Below are 17,108 nucleotides of genomic sequence, written 5' to 3' on the forward strand. Positions count from 1 at the left end.
GCTCAGATCTTCTGCGCCAGGGATACGGTAAAGATGCCCCACTCATCCACACGCTGGGTGATTTTGCGGAAACCCGCCGCCTCGACCAGTTGATCCATTTCTGCCTGGCTGCGACGGCGCATCACCCAGGCCTGGCCCTGGCGATGGCTGGTCAGCGCGCGGGCGATCAATTCCAGCTGCGGGTGCCATGGCTGGCCGGTATAGACCAGGTAACCACCGGGCTCCACCGCTTCGGCCAGACCGGCCAGCGAACCGCCGACCATGGCGTTATCGGCAAACAGTTCATACAGCCCGGACACCACCGCCAAGGTCGGCTTGGGCGTCAGCGCCGCCAGATCTGCGCGATCAAACGCATCCCCTTTGACGAACTGCGCGATATCCCCCAGGCCTTTTTCGCGAATCAGCGCGCCACCGTCGCGCACGTTGATGTCGCTGTAGTCGCGCAGCAGGATCGATTCCGGCAGCGGCGACACGCCCTGCAAGGCTTCGAGAATGTAACGGCCGTGGCCGGCGGCGATGTCGACGATGCGCACTTCGCGATCATCCGCGCGCAACTTGGCCATGGCCAGGCGCAGCAGCTCTTCGACGTTCAACTTGCGCTGACGAATACCGCGCCAGCCGATGGAGTTGAGGTAGTTGGTATCGATCATCCGCCCCAGCCCGCCCTTGCCGGTGGGCGTGTTGCGGTACACGTAGTCCAGGGTGCTGCCGGAGTCGAAACCGGTGTCGAAGCCCAGCTTTACACCGTCCGACAGATTCTTGCCCAGGCCCATGCTGGCGCGGGTCATGCGCCAGTACAGGTCGCGCAGGGAGTTGCGCGGCAGCGGCGCGGCGAGGGATTCGGACTCGGCGCAGGTGGCGCCCAGTTTGTCGGCGTCCAATAGAGAGGCGCGGTCCAGCGGGTGTAAGAAGTTCTGCAGGATAAAACGCTTGGCGCTGTTCACGGCCACGGCACGGTCACGTTCACCGAGGGTGTCGTGGAAGAAGCCGGGGAGGACGTGCAGCTCCTTTTTCAGGCTGCCGAGGCGCTCGAAAAATTGCTGCTGGGGTTTGCGGTGCACCACGAAGTCGGAGCCAGAGATCAGCAACTGGGTCGGCACCTGGATCGCCTGGGCATCGGCTACAACGCGGTCGGCCGCTTCGTACAGGCCGAGCAGCACATTCACCGAGATAGCCTTGGTGATCAGCGGGTCGCTGTCGTAGGACGCTACGCGTTCCGGATCATGGCTGAGGAACTTGGCCTTAACGTAGCTGTTGACGAAAAAGTTGCCGCGAAACTTGCGCATCAGCGCGAGGCCAGGCCGCGCGAATGGCACGTACAGCTTGACCTTGAACGCCGGGGAGGCGAGCACCAGGGAGCGGATCTTCGGCGCGTAGTCGTGCACCCAAGTGGCTGCGATCACCGCGCCGACGCTTTGGGCGATCACCGCGAGGTTTTCCTCGACGAGGCCGTAGGTGGCGCCGATGTGGTCGCAGAAGGTCTGCACATCGCGGGCGCTGGTGGCGAAGCTCGGGCTGTCGCCACGTTCGCCGGGCGATTGACCGTGGCCACGGGCGTCCCAGGCGAAGAAGTCGAACTGCGGCAGGTCCAGTTCATCCACCAGGTGGGCGATGCGTCCCGAATGCTCGTGGCCGCGATGGAACAGCAGGATCGCCTTGCGCGGCTCGTCGCCGGCGGGCGCCGTGGCCGGCCAGTGCCGGTAGAAAAGCTCGACGCCATCATGGGTGCTGAAGGTGTGCTCTTGCTGTTCGCGCATCGCAAAATCCTTATGCAGAAGGGGAAATGTTTTGTTCTTCTTTGAGGCCCTGACGCACCCGGTTGACCAGGGTGTAGGCGAGCAGGGCGGCGACCAGCCACATCACCGTCTCGACCCAACCAGCGCCGAGCCAGCCCAGCGCAACGCCGGTAGCCAGCACGCCAAGTACAAATGCGCGGTCACTCTTGCCCATCGGCCCGTCATAGCGGCGTGACGCACCCACCATCGGCCCGAGCACGCCGGCGTATTCGCTGAACACCGCCAGCAGCGCCACCAGCAGCACCGGCGCCAGGCTCACGCCGGGTATCAATGCGAAGGGCAGGATCAACGCGCTGTCGGCGACCACGTCGCACAGTTCATTGAGGTACGCGCCCAAACGTGACTGCTGGCCGAATTCCCGGGCGAGCATGCCGTCGATGGCGTTGAGGGCCATGCGCAGGATCATCCACAGCGGGATCAGTGCAAACAGCCAGAGGTGCTGGGCGAAGCTGGCGATCAGCAGGCCGACCAGCACGGAAATGACCCCGGCGAGCACGGTGATCTGGTTGGCGGTGGTGCCGTTGTCGTAGAGGCGCTGCACCAGGGGGCGCAGCAGGTTTTGAAAACGCGGCTTGAGCTGATAGATCGAAATCATGGGGGGTGACGCTTCCTTGTCCGTGGGCCCGCGAAAAACTGTTTGGAGTGTGCCGATTTAACGTTGCTTGCACCAGTGATAGCGCGTGTTTATGGGGGTTTAGTCACGGTCTGCTTAACAGCGAACAAAAATTTCACGCCGTGTGTTATATCGTAACGAATTATGTACAAGTGGACATGTCGGGGATGCAAGTGGATCTAGAAGCTGACGGCGCTTCGGTTGAAGGCCTGCCGCGTTTTCAGCAAGGGCTGTTCCATGCCCGTCGATTGAGGCAAGCCGGTATCAGTTTGACGGCCCTGGCCATTACCGGTTGGGTGCTGGCGCTGTTTGTCGCGCTGTTTGCGCCGTTGTCGATCTGGCCGGTGGTGTTGATCAACTGCGCCTCGGCCTTGCTGGTGCTGGTGGCCGGCTTGCAATCGGCGTGGTGGGTGGCCGATTGGCGTGCCCAGGCGATGGAAGAGGCGCCGGTTGAACTGAACGCAGCGCTCAGCAAAGACATGGGCTGGCACGCACGCCTTGTCGAGCGGTTTGGCAGCGGCTTGCTGGCCCAGATCGGTGCACCGGTGCTGTGGCTGGGTGGTTGGTCGTTGCTGGCGTTGGTCAGCATCATCGAATTCTGGAGCCTGGCCTTGCCGGCTGCGGCAGTCGGTCAATCCGCAAGCGTCGGCGCCGCGCTGGCGTTGGCATTGGCTTTTGGCCTGCTGGTGTTCGAGCGTCGGCTGGCCCAGGAAACCCCCGCGCAATGGCCGGAAGCCTCGCCGCTTGCGCAGTTGAGCCGCGTGGCGATTATCTGCCTGGTGGTCAGTGCGATTTGCCTGTTGTTTGCCAGTGCGCAATCCGTTTGGCCGTTGCGCCTGGCGACACTGATTGGCCTGTTGCCGGCGCTGGTGGCGCTGGAGTTCCTGTTAAGGGGCGCGCTATCGCTGTTCAGCCCGCGCCAGCCGCGGCTTGAACCGCGCCTGATGGCGCACAGTTTTATTGCCGGACTGCTGTGCTGGCCACCGCAACCCTTGCAGGCCTTGCAGCATGAATTGCACAACCGCTTCGGCATCGACCTGCGTCAGATATGGGCCTTTACCTACATGCGCCGGGCATTTTTGCCGGTGTTGCTGGTGGTGCTGGCTGTCGGCTGGGCGCTGACCGGCGTGCATGAAGTGCCCCTGCAAGGCCGTGGGATTTATGAGCGCTTCGGCAAGCCGGTGGAGGTCTTTGGCCCCGGCCTGCATGCCGGGCTGCCATGGCCTCTGGGCCGCGTGTTGAGCGTGGAAAACGGTGTGGTGCACGAACTGGCGACCAGCGTCAGCGAAGCCGCCACCCCCGAGTTGGCCCCCGCCGAAGGCCCGGCGCCGCTGATCGCCAACCGCCTGTGGGACGCCAGCCATGTGAATGACAAATCCCAGGTTATCGCCAGCAGCAGCGGCGACAAGCAGAGCTTCCAGATCGTCAATATGGACGTGCGGTTCGTCTACCGTATCGGCCTGACCGACCACGCCGCGCTCGCCGCCACCTATAACAGCGCCGATGTACCCATCCTGATTCGCAGCACCGCCAGCCGGATCCTCGTGCATGACTTTGCCTCGCGTACCCTCGACGAACTGCTCGGCGAACAACGCACAAGCCTCGCCGACGAAATCGGTCGCGCCGTGCAAGCGGACTTGCAAAAGCTCGACACTGGTGTGGAAATTCTCGCCACGGTGGTAGAAGCCATCCACCCACCGGCCGGTGCGGCCAACGCCTACCACGGTGTGCAAGCCGCGCAGATTGGCGCGCAGGCGCTGATCGCCCGCGAGCGTGGTGCCGCCAGTGAACAAACCAACCAGGCCTTGCTGCAAGCGAGTACCGCCCGCGACCAGGCCCTGGCCACCGCCCGCGAAGTGAACGCCGGCGCCCAAGCGGCCGACCTGCGGTTTACCGCCGAACAAAAGGCCTACGCCACGGCCGGCCAAGCCTTTGTGCTGGAGCAGTACCTCGGCCAACTGAGCCAGGGCCTGGCCCACGCCAAGCTGCTTATTCTGGATCACCGCCTGGGCGCCAATGGCGCGCCGACGATCGATCTGCGTTCTTTTACCTTGCCGGCCGATCCCTCGGTGCCGCGTAAAGCCGTTCAATAAGGAGTCTGTCTGTTGAGCGCTCATTCTCACGATCATGGTCACCACCACGGCCACCCTCATCACCATCACGGTGATGAACAACCGGCCGGCCCGTTTCCTTGGCGGCGCATGGCCTGGGCCGTGTTGCTGGTGCTGTTTGCCGTCGCGGCGGCGAGCCTGGTGCAGGTGCGTTCCGGCGAAGCCACGGTGATTACCCGCTTCGGCAACCCGGCGCGGGTGCTGCTGGAACCGGGCCTGGGCTGGCGTTGGCCGGCGCCGTTTGAAGCGGCGATCCCGGTGGACCTGCGCCTGCGCACCACCTCCAGCGGTTTGCAGGATGTGGGTACCCGCGATGGTCTGCGCATCATCGTGCAGGCCTACGTGGCGTGGCAGGTGCAGGGCGATGCCGATAATGTGCAGCGCTTTATGCGCGCGGTGCAGAACCAGCCGGATGAAGCGGCGCGGCAGATTCGTACCTTCGTTGGCTCGGCGCTGGAAACCACCGCCGCCAGCTTCGACCTGTCCAGCCTGATCAACACCGATGCCAGCCAGGTGCGCATCGCCGATTTCGAGGCGCAGTTGCGTCAGCAGATTGATCAACAATTGCTCACCACCTACGGCGTGCGCGTGGCGCAGGTGGGCATCGAACGGCTGACCTTGCCGTCGGTGACGCTCACCGCCACCGTCGACCGCATGCGCGCCGAGCGCGAAACCATCGCCACCGAACGCACTGCCGTGGGCAAGCGCGAGGCGGCCCAGATTCGTTCCGCCGCCGAGCGTGATGCGCGGATCGTGCAGGCCGACGCCACGGTGAAAGCCGCCGATATCGAAGCGCAGTCGCGGGTCGAAGCCGCGCAGATTTATGGCCGCGCTTACGCCGGTAATCCGCAGTTATATAACCTGCTGCGTTCCCTCGACACCTTGGGCACGGTGGTAACGCCGGGCACCAAGATCATCCTGCGCACCGATGCCGCGCCGTTCCGCGCGCTGGTGGACGGGCCGAAGGACGTTCAGCCATGACGATGCGTGACATCCCGGACAGCCCGTGGATCCAGGCCGGACGCCTGACCTTCCTGGCGCTGTACGCGGTGACCGTGTTGGCGGCGCTGGCGTGGGCGTTTTCCAATGTGCGGCAGATTGATCCGCAGAACCGTGCCGTGGTGCTGCACTTCGGTGCCCTAGACCGGATTCAGAATGCCGGGCTGCTGTTGGCGTGGCCGCAGCCGTTCGAGCAGGTGGTGCTGTTGCCGGCGGCCGACCGGGTGATTGAGCGGCGGGTCGAGAACCTACTGCGTTCCGACGCCGCGACCCAGGCCGACCGCGTGGCCAGTTTTGCCACGCCGCTGAGCGATGCGCTGGCCGGTTCTGGCTACCTGCTGACCGGCGATGCCGGTGTGGTGCAGCTGGATGTGCGGGTGTTCTACAAGGTCACTGAGCCCTACGCGTTTGTGTTGCAGGGCGAACATGTATTGCCGGCCCTGGATCGGTTGGTGACGCGCAGCGCCGTGGCCCTGACGGCGGCGCGGGACCTGGACACGATTCTGGTAGCGCGCCCGGAACTGATGGGTACCGACAACGGCGCCGCCGAGCGCCGTGAGCGGCTGCGCGGCGATCTGGTACAAGGCATCAATAAGCGCCTGGCGGAGTTGACCGCCAGCGGCTTGGGCCTGGGCATCGAAGCCACTCGCGTCGATGTGCAATCGAGCCTGCCGAGCCCGGCGGTAAATGCTTTTAATGCGGTACTCACCGCCAGTCAGCAAGCCGACAAGGCCGTGGCCAACGCGCGTACCGAAGCGGCAAAACTCACCCAAAACGCCAACCAGGAGGCTGATCGCCTGGTGCAAGTCGCCCATGCCCAGGCCAGCGAGCGCCTGGCCAATGCCCAGGCGCAAACCGCCACCGTCGCCAGCCTGGCTCAGGTCAAAGACCCAGGCTTGTTGCTGCGGCTGTACCGCGAGCGCCTGCCGAAGATTCTCGGCCAGGCCGGCTCGGTGACCACGGTCGATCCCAAAGACGACTCCCGCTTGATCATTCAGGGAGCCGAACAATGAGCGCGCCCATGCTGACTTCCGCCGAGCAGCGCAGCGCTGCCCGGCAACTGACCCTGGCCATGCTCGCCTTGGGACTACTTGTGCTGGGCCTGGTGTGGCGCTGGCTGGCGCCGGACCAGAACGGCGTCAGCCAATTACTGTTGGGTGTTGCCTCGCTGCTGGTGGCGGTGCCGGTGATGCGTTCGGCCTGGTACAGCCTGCGTTATCCGAGCTTGCATGGCATCACCGACCAACTGATCGCCCTGGCGATGCTCGGCGCCTGGGCCACTGGCGACCTGCTGACCGCCGCGCTGCTGCCGATCATCATGATTTTCGGGCATGTGCTGGAAGAGCGCAGCGTGATCGGTTCCCAGGAAGCGATCCACGCCCTGGGCAAACTGACCCGCAGCCATGCACGCCTGGTGCAGGCCGACGGCACCATTCTCGAGGTCGACAACGGCACGCTGAACACCGGCGATATCGTCGAAGTGCGCGCCGGTGACCGCGTGCCCGCTGATGGGGTGGTGCTGTCGGGCCAGGCGAGTTTGGACACGGCGCCGATTACCGGCGAATCGGTGCCGCTGGAAGCCAGTGTGGGCGTGCAGGTGTTTGGCGGGGCGATCAACCTCGACGGTTTGTTGCGCCTTGAGGTGACCCGCACGGGCAACGAGTCGACCCTGGGCAAAGTCATCGCGCTGATGCAGAACGCCGAACGCTCCAAGCCGCCGATCACCCGGTTGCTGGAACGTTATGCCGGCAGCTATATGGTGCTGGTGCTGTTGCTGGCGGCGGTCACCTGGTTTGTGACCAATGACGCCCAGGCGATGTTGGCCGTGTTGGTGGCGGCGTGCCCTTGCGCGCTGGTGTTGTCGGCACCGGCCACGGCGATTGCCGGGATTGCCGTGGCGGCGCGCCATGGGATTCTGATTCGCAGCTCGGCGTTTCTGGAAGAGTTGGCGGACCTGACCTCGCTGGTGGTCGACAAGACCGGCACGCTGACCTTCGGCACGCTGCGTTTGCAGTCCATCGAGACCACCGCTGTGGACCGGCAGGTGTTGCTGAACCTGGCGGCCAGCCTCGGCTCGGCCAGCAGTCACCCGGTCAGCCGCGCGTTGGCGGGGTTGGCGACCCAGGAGCAACGCTTGGCGCTGACCGACATTCGCGAACGCCAAGGCCTGGGTGTGGTGGCGCAGACCGAGCAGGGCGAAGCGGCGCTGGGGCGGCCGGAGTTGTTCGCGCAATTGGGCGTCGTCACCCCCCCTGTTCCGAACCATGACGGCCCGATTGCCGGGCTGGCGCTGAACGGGCAATTCCTCGCCTGGATGTTGCTGGCCGACAGCGTCAAACCGGAGGCTCGCCAGGCCCTGCAAGAACTTCGGGACCTGGGTCTTGGTCGCCAACTGTTGCTCACCGGCGACCGCCAAAGCGTCGCCGACAGCCTGGCGCTGGACGTGGGCATCAGCGATGTCGTGGCTCAGGCCCTGCCGGAAGACAAGCTCAACCGCGTGCTGGGGGAGATCGGCAGCGGCTTTCGGCCGATGGTGGTGGGCGATGGCATCAACGATTCCCTGGCGCTGAAGGCCGGTGTAGTCGGCGTGGCGATGGGCGCGGGTGGGGCGGATATCGCCCTGGCGTCGGCGGATGTGGTGTTGATCGGCAGTGACTTGCGCCGCTTGGGTACCTGTGTGCGGCTGAGTCGCCAGTGTCGGCAGACGTTGCAGGTCAATGTGATCATCGGCCTGGGCTGGACGTTGGCCATCGTCGTGTTTGCCGCCTTTGGCTGGCTGGGCGCGGCGGGCGCGATGATTGCGGCGGTGCTGCATAACCTCAGCACGTTGTTGGTGTTGGGCAATGCCGGGCGTTTATTGCGCTTCCAGGAGCCGCTGTCGAAGCTCGACGAATGATTTTCGGATTTTTTGCATACGGCTGTAACGCGGATAAGGGACCTCACTCTAGTGGTGTGTCGAGACTGAACAATCCGTTCAGACCGACTCCACTACCGATCATGAGGAATACAAGAATGAACATTAAATCCGCAGCTGCCGGTGCCGCTCTCGCAATGGCCGCCGCTACGATGTTTGCCGGCGTTGCTACTCAGGTACAAGCCGCAGACGCCAACGTGCATTGCTATGGCGTCAACGCCTGCAAAGGCCAGAACGACTGCAAGACCAAAGACCACGCGTGCAAAGGTCAAGGCTCCTGCAAGGGCCAGGGCTTCCAGTCCATGAGCAAGGCAATGTGCGACGAGAAAGGCGGCAAAGTCGGCGAGTAACCGGCAACCGAGTGCTCCCGCAGCGGCTGTCCCCACCGCTGCGGACACTTTGCCCCTGGAGTGTCTTATGTCCGCTTCCCTTCCAAGTCTGGGTTACGGCCTGGGTTTGCGCAGTGAGTACTACCAGCAGATCCTCGAACAATCGCCGGCCGTGGATTGGTTCGAAGTGATCTCCGAGAATTACCTCGTGCAGGGCGGTAAAGCCTTGTACTACCTGGACGCGATTGCCGAGCGTTATCCCCTGGTGATGCACGGCGTGTCCCTGTCTATCGGCGGGCCGCATGCCCTCGATACCGATTACCTGAAACAGATCAAGCAGCTTGCCGAGCGCATTCAGCCGGCGTGGATTTCCGATCACCTGTGCTGGAGCCGTGGCAACGCGCACCAGTTGCATGACCTGCTGCCGCTGCCTTACACCGAAGAAAGCCTCTACCACGTGGCCGGGCGTGTTCGTCAGGTACAGGACGTGCTGCAGCGCCCGTTGGTACTGGAAAACGTCTCCAGCTATGTGCGCGCCAAGGCGGATGATTTCACCGAGTGGGAATTCCTCAATGCCCTGGCTCATCTCACGGGGTGCCAGTTGTTGCTGGACGTCAACAACGTGTATGTCAGCTCGCGTAACCACGGGTTCGACGCCTGGACGTTTATCCGCAACCTGCCGCCCGAGAGTATCCGCCAGCTGCATCTGGCGGGGCATATGGACTACGGCGATTACGTGGTCGACACCCACGACCACCCGGTGTGCGATCCGGTATGGGCGCTCTATCAACAGACCCTGGAACACTTGGGGCCCGTCTCGACGCTGTTGGAGCGTGATGACCATTTCCCGCCGTTCGAAGAACTGCTCACCGAGTTGAGCAAGGCCCGCGAACTGGGGGCGACGGCCTTGGCCAGGAGAGCGTTATGCGCCTGACCGATTGGCAGCTGGCCTTCGAGCAGCATCTGTTATCTGAAACCCAGATTGCCAACAGTGGCTTTGCCGCCACCTTGCTGGGTGGGCCGACCCTGGATGTCGAAACCGGCCTGGCGATTTACCACAACGCCTACCTGTCGCGGTTGCAGGAGGTGTTGCGGCATGACTTCGGCGCGATCTGGTATTGGCTGGGGGATGATGAATTTGCGGCGTTGACCGAGGCCTACGTGCGTCGTTATCCGTCTGCTCATTACAGTCTGCGCTGGCTGGGGGAGCGGTTTGCAGCGTTTATCCTTGAGCATCTGGTGGCCGGGCAAAGCGCGCCGCTGGCGGAACTGGCGCGCCTGGAATGGGCGTTTACCCTGGCGTTCGATGCGCCGCAGGGACAGCCGCTGACCCTGAATGACATGGCACAACTGCCGCCAGAAGCTTGGCCGGGTTTGCAGGTCACCCTGGCGCCTTCGGTGCAGCAGTTACTCTGCCGCTTCAACACGCTGGCGATCTGGCGCGCCAGCAAGGCTGAGTCGGACTTTCCTGATAGCCAGGCGTTGGCCCCGGCACATATCTGCCTGGTATGGCGACACCAGAATGTGTGCCATTACCGCAGTCTGGAACCCGCCGAAATGTGCGCCCTGGCAGGAATGGTGACCACCGGCTGGAATTTTTCAGAACTGTGCTCAGCGTTGGCAGTCACTTTTGGAGAGGGTGCACCCCTGCAAGCGGTTACGTGGCTGAAACAGTGGGTCCAGGACGGTTTGCTTCAGCGCCGAGTCCCATAGAAGTGGGCTATCAAATCGATAGCCTCCTACTTTGTTACGCAGGGTCTACCCTCACTGCAGACGTCTGAAACAAGGGGGACTACTCATGCTCGCGCAACTTCCACCGGCCTTACAGAATCTTCAGCTACCGCTGCGTCTGCGACTCTGGGACGGCCATGAATTCAACTTGGGCCCCGAGCCCAGTGTGACCATCGTGGTGAAGGACCCCACGGTTGTTTCCAAGCTGACCCATCCAACGCTCAACGCACTGGGCGAGGCCTTCGTCGAGGGCAAACTGGAGCTGGAAGGCTCCATCGCCGAAGTGATTCGGGTGTGTGACGAGTTGAGTCACGCCCTGATCGACGACGGCGAGGTCAATCGTCCGGTGCGCTCGATCCACGACAAGGCCACCGACGCAGCGGCAATTTCCTACCATTACGACCTGTCCAACGAGTTCTACCAGCTGTGGCTGGATCAGGACATGGCGTATTCCTGCGGTTATTTCGAAACCGGCAGCGAATCCATCGACCAGGCCCAGCAAGATAAATTTCGCCACCTGTGCCGCAAATTGCGGCTGCAGCCTGGGGAATATTTGCTTGATGTCGGCTGCGGTTGGGGTGGGTTGGCGAGGTTTGCGGCGCGGGAATTCGGGGTCAAGGTGTTTGGCATCACCCTGAGCAAGGAGCAGTTGGCACTGGCCCGGGAACGGGTGAAAGCCGAGGGCCTGGAAGACCATGTGGACCTGCAACTGCTGGATTACCGCGACCTGCCCCAGGACGGCCGTTTCGACAAAGTGGTGAGCGTGGGCATGTTCGAACACGTCGGCCATGCCAACCTGGCGCAATATTGCAAAACCCTGTTCGGCGCGGTGCGTGAAGGCGGCCTGGTGATGAACCATGGCATTACCGCCAAGCACACCGACGGCCGTCCCGTGGGCCGAGGCGCCGGGGAGTTTATCGAGCGTTACGTGTTTCCCAACGGCGAACTGCCGCACCTGGCGATGATGACTGCCGAGATCAGTGAGGTCGGGCTGGAAGTGGTCGACGTCGAAAGCCTGCGCCTGCACTACGCGCGCACCCTGGATCATTGGAGCGAGCGCCTGGAAGACAACCTGGAAGCGGCGGCGAAGATGGTGCCGGAGCAAGCGTTGCGTATCTGGCGGCTGTACCTGGCCGGTTGCGCCTATGCGTTTGCGCGAGGCTGGATCAACCTGCACCAGATTCTGGCGGTGAAACCTCACGCCGATGGCAGCCATGAACTGCCGTGGACGCGCGAAGATATCTACCGCTGAATCTCTGGATCGGGCTTTTTGTGCCGAGCGGGCTTGTTGTGGCAAGCCCGCTCCCCACAGGGGTTTACCGTCGCTTCTTAGAGGATCGGTGAAATAAGCCGCGCAACCCGCATGCCCAGCTGTTGAAGCCGGCGGGTTTCGCGGCTTTCTGCCTGGCTGACTTCATGCGCCAGGGCGAAGTCAGCCAGCAACATCTGCTCCACTTCCTTGGCGAAGGCTTCGTCGACGGTCAGCAGCATCACTTCGAAGTTCAGCCGGAACGAGCGGTTGTCCATATTCGCACTGCCGATGGCGCTGATTTCGCTGTCCACCAGCACCACTTTCTGATGCAGGAAACCGGGCTTGTAGCGGAACACACGCACCCCGGCGCGTACCGCTTCGATTGCATAAAGGCTGGAGGCGGCGTAGACGATGCGGTGGTCTGGGCGCGACGGCAGCAGCAGGCGCACGTCTACCCCACGCAGGACCGCCAGGCGCAGGGCGGCAAACACGGCTTCGTCGGGGACGAAATATGGGCTGGTGATCCACACGCGCTCGGTCGCCGCGTGGATGGCCTCGACGAAAAACAATGAGCAGGTTTCATACGGATCGGCCGGGCCGCTGGCGAGCAATTGGCAGAGCACACCGTCTTCGGGGTAAGTGTCAGGCAGGATCAGCGGCGGCAACTCCCGCGCGGCCCAGAACCAGTCCTCGGCAAACGATTCCTGCAGGCACGCCACCACCGGGCCGGTGACTTGCACATGGGTATCACGCCACGGCGCCAGCGGTGGTTTTTTGCCCAGGTATTCATCACCGACGTTATGCCCGCCGACGAACCCGGTGATGCCATCCACCACCACGATCTTGCGGTGGTTGCGGAAGTTGACCTGGAACCGGTTGAGCCAGCCGCTGCGGGTGGCGAACGCCTTGACCTTTACCCCGGCGTCGCGCAGCGATTGCGCATAACGGTAGGGCAGGGCGTGGCTGCCGATGCGGTCGTAGAGCACATGAATGTCTACGCCTTCGGCGGCCTTTTCCTTGAGCAAGGCATGCAGTTCGCGGCCCAGTTCGTCGTCATGAATGATGAAGAACTGGAACAGCACGGCGGTTTTCGCACCGCGAATGGCCTCGAAGATAGCGCTGAACGTGGCATCGCCATTGATCAGCAGGCGCACCTCATTGTTCGCCAGGCACGGCATGCGGCCGAGTTTGGGCATGGCGCGCAGGGAGGCGTAGGCGCTGGAGTTTCGCGCGGCGAGGGCTTCCTCGACCCAAGGGCGCCAGTTCAGCGCGGTGATGGCGGTGTGCATTTCCTGGTTGGCCTGGCGGCGCGCCTGGATGTACGCGTCGAAGGTACTGCGGCCGAAAACCAGGTAGGGAATCAACGTCAGGTAGGGCATGAACATCAGCGATAAGGCCCAGGCAATCGAGCCTTGGGCGGTCCTGACGGTCAGCACCGCGTGGATCGCGGCGAGGCTCCCGAGAAAGTGCAGCGAGGCGATGAAGTAGGCGAGCAGGTGCGGGCCAAAAAAATCCATGGACGACATAACTCCAGACAATCCTGTGCGTAACAGACCATGTTCGACGGTGAATGTCGCTATTTTATTTGCCGTGCAACACTGGCGCTTTTACGGCGTCTAACGCCCACAATTGCTCAGGAGTTACTCGATGAATGCTCGTCTGCTAGGTTTGGCCATGGTTGTTGGTTTGTCGCTGCCCATGGCGGCACAGGCGCAGATGCTGGCGCCGGGGTTGTGGGAGTTGACCAGCAGTAAAATGAAAGTCGATGGACAGGACTTTGACCCGTCGTTGATTCTCGGCCAATTCAAGCAACTGATGACCCCTGAACAGAAAGCCATGCTTGAAAAGCAGGGCGTCACCATGGGCGGCAAAGGCGTTCAGGTGTGCCTGACGCCGGAGCAGGTAGCCTCTGACTCAATCCCCCTGACCGACCCACGCTCTGGCTGCAAACAGGAAGTGACGGACAAGACCGGTAACCAGTGGAAATTCCGTTTCAGCTGCCCGAAAGCCCAGGGCACGGGTGTCGCGACCTTCCAGAGCCAGAAGGAATTCACCACCACGGTAACCGGCACCTTCAACGCCACCGGCATCCAGCAGAACGGCAGCCTCGATACCCATGCCCAGTGGCTGGGCAACAATTGCGGTACGGTCAAACCCCGCGCTTAACGCAGAAAATGCAGCGGCAAACCCTGACAACTGTCGACCACCTGGCCGTTGTGCCACGCCAGGTGGCCGGAGACCAGTGTGGTGCTGATGCTGTGGCGGAAACTGCGTTCGGCAAACGGGGTCCAGCCGCAGCGGGCCAGGATCGGCTGGCTGCTGACCGGCTTGCCCGCAGGCGCAGGCTTGATTAGCACCAGGTCGGCCCAATAGCCTTCGCGCAGGTAACCCCGGTCCGGGATGGCGAACAGGTCCGCCACACGGTGACTGGTTTTCGCCACCAGGGTGGTCAGGGGCAACAGCCCATCCGCCACCAGCTCCAGCAACGCCGGCAGTGCGTGTTGCACCAGGGGCAATCCCGACGGTGCTTCGCGATACCCCAGCTGCTTTTGCGCCCAGGTATGCGGCGCATGGTCCGTGCCAATCACATCCAGACGATCACTCAGCAAGGCCTGGCGCAGGGCGTCGCGGTCGGCGCGCGTCTTGATTGCCGGGTTGCATTTGATCTGGTGGCCGAGGCGGTGATAGTCGCGGTCATCAAACAGCAAGTGGTGCACACAGACTTCTGCCGTGATGCGCTTTTGCGCCAGGGGCTTGTCCTCGAACAACACCAATTCGCGGGCGCTGGTCAGGTGCAGCACGTGCAGGCGCGTGCCGTGGCGCTTGGCCAATTCCACGGCTAATGACGAGGAGCGATAACACGCCTCGGCGTCCCGGATCAGTGGGTGGGCGACGGCGGGGATGTTGTCGCCGAAACGCTCGCGCAGACGCTGTTCGTTGGCCAGGATGCTGGGCGTGTGTTCGCAGTGTGCCAGCAGGATGGTCGGCACTTCGGCGAACAGGCGCTCCAGGATGCGCGGGTCGTCCACCAGCATGTTGCCGGTGGAGGCGCCCATGAACACTTTGACCCCAGCCACTTCGCGCGGGTCGAGGGCGGCGACGGTATCCAGGTTGTCGTTGCTGACGCCGAAGTGAAAACCGTAGTTTGCGACCGAGTGCAGGGCGGCACGGCGTTTTTTGTCGGCCAGCGCATCCAGGTTCAGGGTTGCCGGTTGGGTGTTGGGCATGTCCATGAAGCTGGTGATGCCGCCGGCCACCGCCGCGCGGGACTCGCTGTAGAAGCTGCCTTTGTCCGGTGCGCCGGGTTCGCGAAAGTGCACCTGGTCGTCGATCATTCCGGGCAGTAACCACTGGCCCCGGGCGTCGATTTCCACGGGCGCGTTGTGCCCTTCAATGCTGCTGGCGATCTTCTCGATACGGCCATTGGCAACCAGCACATCGGCGTCGAATACCTGGCCTTCGTTGACCAGGCGAGCGTTGCGAATCAGCAGGCGGCTCATGGTTCAGAACTCGTTCTGCAGGGCTTTGTAGCCGCGGACCAGGTCGACATTGGTGCGCGCCACGTCTTCGGAAAACTCCGAGGCGCTGACGCTCACCGGCGGGAATTGCGACAGGTCGGTATTGGGCCCGATGCGGGTGGTGGAGGGCACGTAGAACGCGGCGGGCAAATCGCGGCCGTCGACCACCGAGTTGTGGCGCACCACGCAGCCATCGCCCACCGCGCAGTTGAACAGCACGCTGTTGAAGCCGATGAAGACGCGGTCGCCGACAGAGCAGGGGCCGTGGACGATGGAGCGGTGGGCGATGGAGGTGAACTCGCCGATGGTCACGGCGGCACCGGACTTGGAGTGGATGACCACGCCGTCCTGGATATTCGAATTGGCGCCGATGGTGATCGGATCCATGGCGCCGCTGGCGTCCACCTCGTCGGCGCGGATCACGGCGTAGGGGCCGACGAAAACGTTCTCGCCGATGATGACTTTGCCGCAGATGATGGCGGTCTTGTCGACGTAGGCCGATTCGGCGATTACCGGCAGATCGCCGGAAGGGTTCTTGCGGATCATTCAGTGGGCTCCTTGAGAGGCGCGGTAATGATGTGGACCTGGTCGCCATCGATGGCGTTGTAGAAGCAGGTGGGCCGGCCGGTGTGGCAGGCTGGTCCTTGCTGGTCGACGATCAGCAGCACCGCATCGCCGTCGCAATCCAGGCGCGCTTCGACCAGCTGTTGCCAGTGGCCGGAGCTTTCGCCTTTGCGCCACAGCCGCTGGCGCGAGCGCGACCAGTAGCAGGCCTGTCCTGTGGCCAGGGTCTCGTTAAGGGCCTGGCGGTTCATCCAGGCCAGCATCAGTACTTCACCGCTGCCGTGTTGTTGGGCGATGGCGGCGATCAGGCCATCGCTGTTCCACGGCAGCGCGTTGAGTACCGGTTCCAGGGGAAAGCGGCTGCCGACGGCAGCCTCTTCCAGGTCCAGCATGCTCAACCTCATGGCTTGCTCAGGGCCGCGCACAAGGTGTTGAGGTTGTATTCGAACAACCCGGTAAAGGTGCTGGCCGGGCCTTCTGCGGCGAGGGCGTCGGAGTACAGCGTGCCGCCGATCTGCGCGCCGCTTTCGTCAGCGATCTGCTTGAGCAGGCGTGAGTCTTTGATGTTTTCCATGAACACGGCTTTGACCTTGTCCTTGCGGATCTGGGTGATCAGCGCGGCGACTTCGGCGGCGGACGGTTCGCGTTCGGTGGACAAACCTTGTGGCGCGAGGAACTGGATGCCATAGGCCTGGCCCAGGTAGCCGAAGGCGTCGTGGGAGGTGACGATGCGGCGGTTGCCCGGTGGCAGCGCGCCAAACTTGGCCTTGGCTTCGGCCAGCAAGCGGTAGATGTCTTTCAGGTAGGCCTGGCTGTTGCGCAGGTAGTCAGCCTTGTTGGCCGGGTCGGCCGCCACCAGTGCCTTGGTGATGTTGTTCACATAGATTTCGGCGTTGGCCAGGTTGTGCCAGGCGTGCGGGTCGGGGATGGTTTCACCGTCTTCGTCCATGGTGTGGGAGATCACGCCTTTGCTGGCGGTGACCACGGTGGCCTTGGTTTCGGTGCTGGTCACCAGGCGGTCCAGCCAGGGCTCGAAACCGAGGCCATTCTTGATGATCACCTTGGCCTTGAGCAGCGCCTTGGCGTCGTCCGGTGTGGGCTCGTAGGTATGGGCATCGGCGTCCGGGCCGACCATGTTGCTGATCTGGATGTGATCGCCACCGATCTGGTGGGTGATGTCATCGAGAATGCTGAAACTGGTGACTACCTGGAGTTTGTCTGCGGCCTGGGCCGTCGATAACGACAGCACGAGACTGAACAGCACGAATAGAGCGCGCATCG

At 63.0% G+C, this 17,108-nt stretch carries 16 protein-coding genes; 9 read left to right on the top strand and 7 right to left on the bottom strand.

Annotated features, from left to right (window positions below; all coding sequences use genetic code 11):
* Nucleotides 1–2: 2 nt before the first annotated feature.
* Entirely contained in the window at nt 3–1,757 is a 1,755-nt protein-coding gene (locus ACR52_RS06240; protein WP_048721881.1) for a bifunctional alpha/beta hydrolase/class I SAM-dependent methyltransferase, read from the bottom strand.
* Between the two features lie 10 nt (nt 1,758–1,767).
* A complete protein-coding gene (locus tag ACR52_RS06245) occupies nt 1,768–2,391 on the bottom strand; it encodes a CDP-alcohol phosphatidyltransferase family protein (RefSeq protein WP_048721883.1) in 624 nt (207 codons plus the stop codon).
* Nucleotides 2,392–2,576: 185 nt separating this feature from the next.
* Here ACR52_RS06245 and hflK (ACR52_RS06250) point away from each other — a divergent pair, with 185 nt between their 5' ends.
* The 8 genes from hflK (ACR52_RS06250) to cfaB all read left to right on the top strand — a co-directional run bounded on the left by hflK (ACR52_RS06250) (nt 2,577) and on the right by cfaB (nt 11,745).
* Nucleotides 2,577–4,502, top strand: a complete 1,926-nt coding sequence (gene hflK / locus ACR52_RS06250; RefSeq protein ID WP_048721885.1) for a protease modulator HflK — start codon at nt 2,577–2,579, stop codon at nt 4,500–4,502.
* Nucleotides 4,503–4,514: 12 nt separating this feature from the next.
* Nucleotides 4,515–5,501 (top strand): protease modulator HflC, encoded by a 987-nt coding sequence (gene hflC, locus ACR52_RS06255; RefSeq protein WP_048721887.1) that lies wholly within the window; start codon nt 4,515–4,517, stop codon nt 5,499–5,501.
* On the top strand, nt 5,498–6,532 hold the full coding sequence (gene hflK, locus ACR52_RS06260) for a protease modulator HflK (RefSeq protein ID WP_048721889.1): 1,035 nt from the start codon (nt 5,498–5,500) through the stop codon (nt 6,530–6,532). The genes hflC and hflK (ACR52_RS06260) overlap by 4 nt, the downstream gene beginning before the upstream one ends.
* Nucleotides 6,529–8,415, top strand: a complete 1,887-nt coding sequence (locus ACR52_RS06265) for a cation-translocating P-type ATPase (RefSeq protein ID WP_048721892.1) — start codon at nt 6,529–6,531, stop codon at nt 8,413–8,415. The genes hflK (ACR52_RS06260) and ACR52_RS06265 overlap by 4 nt, the downstream gene beginning before the upstream one ends.
* Before the next feature lie 116 nt (nt 8,416–8,531).
* Nucleotides 8,532–8,783: a BufA2 family periplasmic bufferin-type metallophore gene (gene bufA2, locus ACR52_RS06270; RefSeq protein ID WP_048721894.1), complete on the top strand. Its 252-nt coding sequence runs from the start codon at nt 8,532–8,534 to the stop codon at nt 8,781–8,783.
* A gap of 67 nt (nt 8,784–8,850) precedes the next feature.
* Entirely contained in the window at nt 8,851–9,696 is an 846-nt protein-coding gene (gene bufB, locus ACR52_RS06275; protein WP_048721895.1) for an MNIO family bufferin maturase, read from the top strand.
* Nucleotides 9,687–10,475, top strand: coding sequence for an HvfC/BufC N-terminal domain-containing protein (locus tag ACR52_RS06280; RefSeq protein ID WP_048721898.1), 789 nt, complete (start codon nt 9,687–9,689; stop codon nt 10,473–10,475). The genes bufB and ACR52_RS06280 overlap by 10 nt, the downstream gene beginning before the upstream one ends.
* A gap of 85 nt (nt 10,476–10,560) precedes the next feature.
* Nucleotides 10,561–11,745 (top strand): C17 cyclopropane fatty acid synthase CfaB, encoded by a 1,185-nt coding sequence (gene cfaB, locus ACR52_RS06285; RefSeq protein WP_048721899.1) that lies wholly within the window; start codon nt 10,561–10,563, stop codon nt 11,743–11,745.
* 77 nt (nt 11,746–11,822) lie between these two features.
* Here cfaB and cls read toward each other — a convergent pair whose 3' ends face one another.
* The gene (cls, locus tag ACR52_RS06290; protein ID WP_048721902.1) at nt 11,823–13,262 is read right to left on the bottom strand and encodes a cardiolipin synthase; all 1,440 of its coding nucleotides are present in this window, start codon (nt 13,260–13,262) and stop codon (nt 11,823–11,825) included.
* 130 nt (nt 13,263–13,392) lie between these two features.
* Here cls and ACR52_RS06295 point away from each other — a divergent pair, with 130 nt between their 5' ends.
* The gene (locus tag ACR52_RS06295) at nt 13,393–13,911 is read left to right on the top strand and encodes a DUF3617 domain-containing protein (protein WP_048721905.1); all 519 of its coding nucleotides are present in this window, start codon (nt 13,393–13,395) and stop codon (nt 13,909–13,911) included.
* Here the strand turns inward: ACR52_RS06295 and ACR52_RS06300 are convergent.
* Genes ACR52_RS06300 through ACR52_RS06315 form a run of 4 tightly spaced genes read right to left on the bottom strand, consistent with a single transcriptional unit; the run spans nt 13,908 to nt 17,106 of the window.
* Nucleotides 13,908–15,245, bottom strand: coding sequence for a dihydroorotase (locus ACR52_RS06300; protein ID WP_048721908.1), 1,338 nt, complete (start codon nt 15,243–15,245; stop codon nt 13,908–13,910). The two genes, ACR52_RS06295 and ACR52_RS06300, sit on opposite strands and share 4 nt — an antisense overlap.
* 3 nt (nt 15,246–15,248) lie before the next feature.
* Nucleotides 15,249–15,809 carry a gamma carbonic anhydrase family protein gene (locus tag ACR52_RS06305; protein ID WP_048721911.1) on the bottom strand — a complete coding sequence of 187 codons (561 nt, stop codon included), beginning with the start codon at nt 15,807–15,809 and terminating at the stop codon, nt 15,249–15,251.
* Nucleotides 15,806–16,231, bottom strand: coding sequence for a phosphoribosyl-AMP cyclohydrolase (gene hisI / locus ACR52_RS06310; RefSeq protein ID WP_048721912.1), 426 nt, complete (start codon nt 16,229–16,231; stop codon nt 15,806–15,808). Before hisI ends, ACR52_RS06305 begins: the two co-directional genes overlap by 4 nt.
* Nucleotides 16,228–17,106 (bottom strand): metal ABC transporter substrate-binding protein, encoded by an 879-nt coding sequence (locus ACR52_RS06315; protein WP_048721914.1) that lies wholly within the window; start codon nt 17,104–17,106, stop codon nt 16,228–16,230. The genes hisI and ACR52_RS06315 overlap by 4 nt, the downstream gene beginning before the upstream one ends.
* Between the last annotated feature and the right edge of the window lie 2 nt (nt 17,107–17,108).

This window comes from Pseudomonas fildesensis (assembly GCF_001050345.1).
GTDB lineage: Bacteria > Pseudomonadota > Gammaproteobacteria > Pseudomonadales > Pseudomonadaceae > Aquipseudomonas > Aquipseudomonas fildesensis.

Excerpts from the sequence above, each read along its gene's own strand:
- ACR52_RS06240 (WP_048721881.1), bottom strand. The coding sequence starts at position 1,757 with ATGCGCGAACAGCAAGAGCACACCTTCAGCACCCATGATGGCGTCGAG.
- ACR52_RS06245 (WP_048721883.1), bottom strand. The coding sequence starts at position 2,391 with ATGATTTCGATCTATCAGCTCAAGCCGCGTTTTCAAAACCTGCTGCGC.
- hflK (WP_048721885.1), top strand. The coding sequence starts at position 2,577 with ATGCAAGTGGATCTAGAAGCTGACGGCGCTTCGGTTGAAGGCCTGCCG.
- hflK (WP_048721889.1), top strand. The coding sequence starts at position 5,498 with ATGACGATGCGTGACATCCCGGACAGCCCGTGGATCCAGGCCGGACGC.
- ACR52_RS06265 (WP_048721892.1), top strand. The coding sequence starts at position 6,529 with ATGAGCGCGCCCATGCTGACTTCCGCCGAGCAGCGCAGCGCTGCCCGG.
- bufA2 (WP_048721894.1), top strand. The coding sequence starts at position 8,532 with ATGAACATTAAATCCGCAGCTGCCGGTGCCGCTCTCGCAATGGCCGCC.
- bufB (WP_048721895.1), top strand. The coding sequence starts at position 8,851 with ATGTCCGCTTCCCTTCCAAGTCTGGGTTACGGCCTGGGTTTGCGCAGT.
- ACR52_RS06280 (WP_048721898.1), top strand. The coding sequence starts at position 9,687 with ATGCGCCTGACCGATTGGCAGCTGGCCTTCGAGCAGCATCTGTTATCT.
- cfaB (WP_048721899.1), top strand. The coding sequence starts at position 10,561 with ATGCTCGCGCAACTTCCACCGGCCTTACAGAATCTTCAGCTACCGCTG.
- cls (WP_048721902.1), bottom strand. The coding sequence starts at position 13,262 with ATGGATTTTTTTGGCCCGCACCTGCTCGCCTACTTCATCGCCTCGCTG.
- ACR52_RS06295 (WP_048721905.1), top strand. The coding sequence starts at position 13,393 with ATGAATGCTCGTCTGCTAGGTTTGGCCATGGTTGTTGGTTTGTCGCTG.
- ACR52_RS06300 (WP_048721908.1), bottom strand. The coding sequence starts at position 15,245 with ATGAGCCGCCTGCTGATTCGCAACGCTCGCCTGGTCAACGAAGGCCAG.
- ACR52_RS06305 (WP_048721911.1), bottom strand. The coding sequence starts at position 15,809 with ATGATCCGCAAGAACCCTTCCGGCGATCTGCCGGTAATCGCCGAATCG.
- hisI (WP_048721912.1), bottom strand. The coding sequence starts at position 16,231 with ATGAGGTTGAGCATGCTGGACCTGGAAGAGGCTGCCGTCGGCAGCCGC.
- ACR52_RS06315 (WP_048721914.1), bottom strand. The coding sequence starts at position 17,106 with ATGCGCGCTCTATTCGTGCTGTTCAGTCTCGTGCTGTCGTTATCGACG.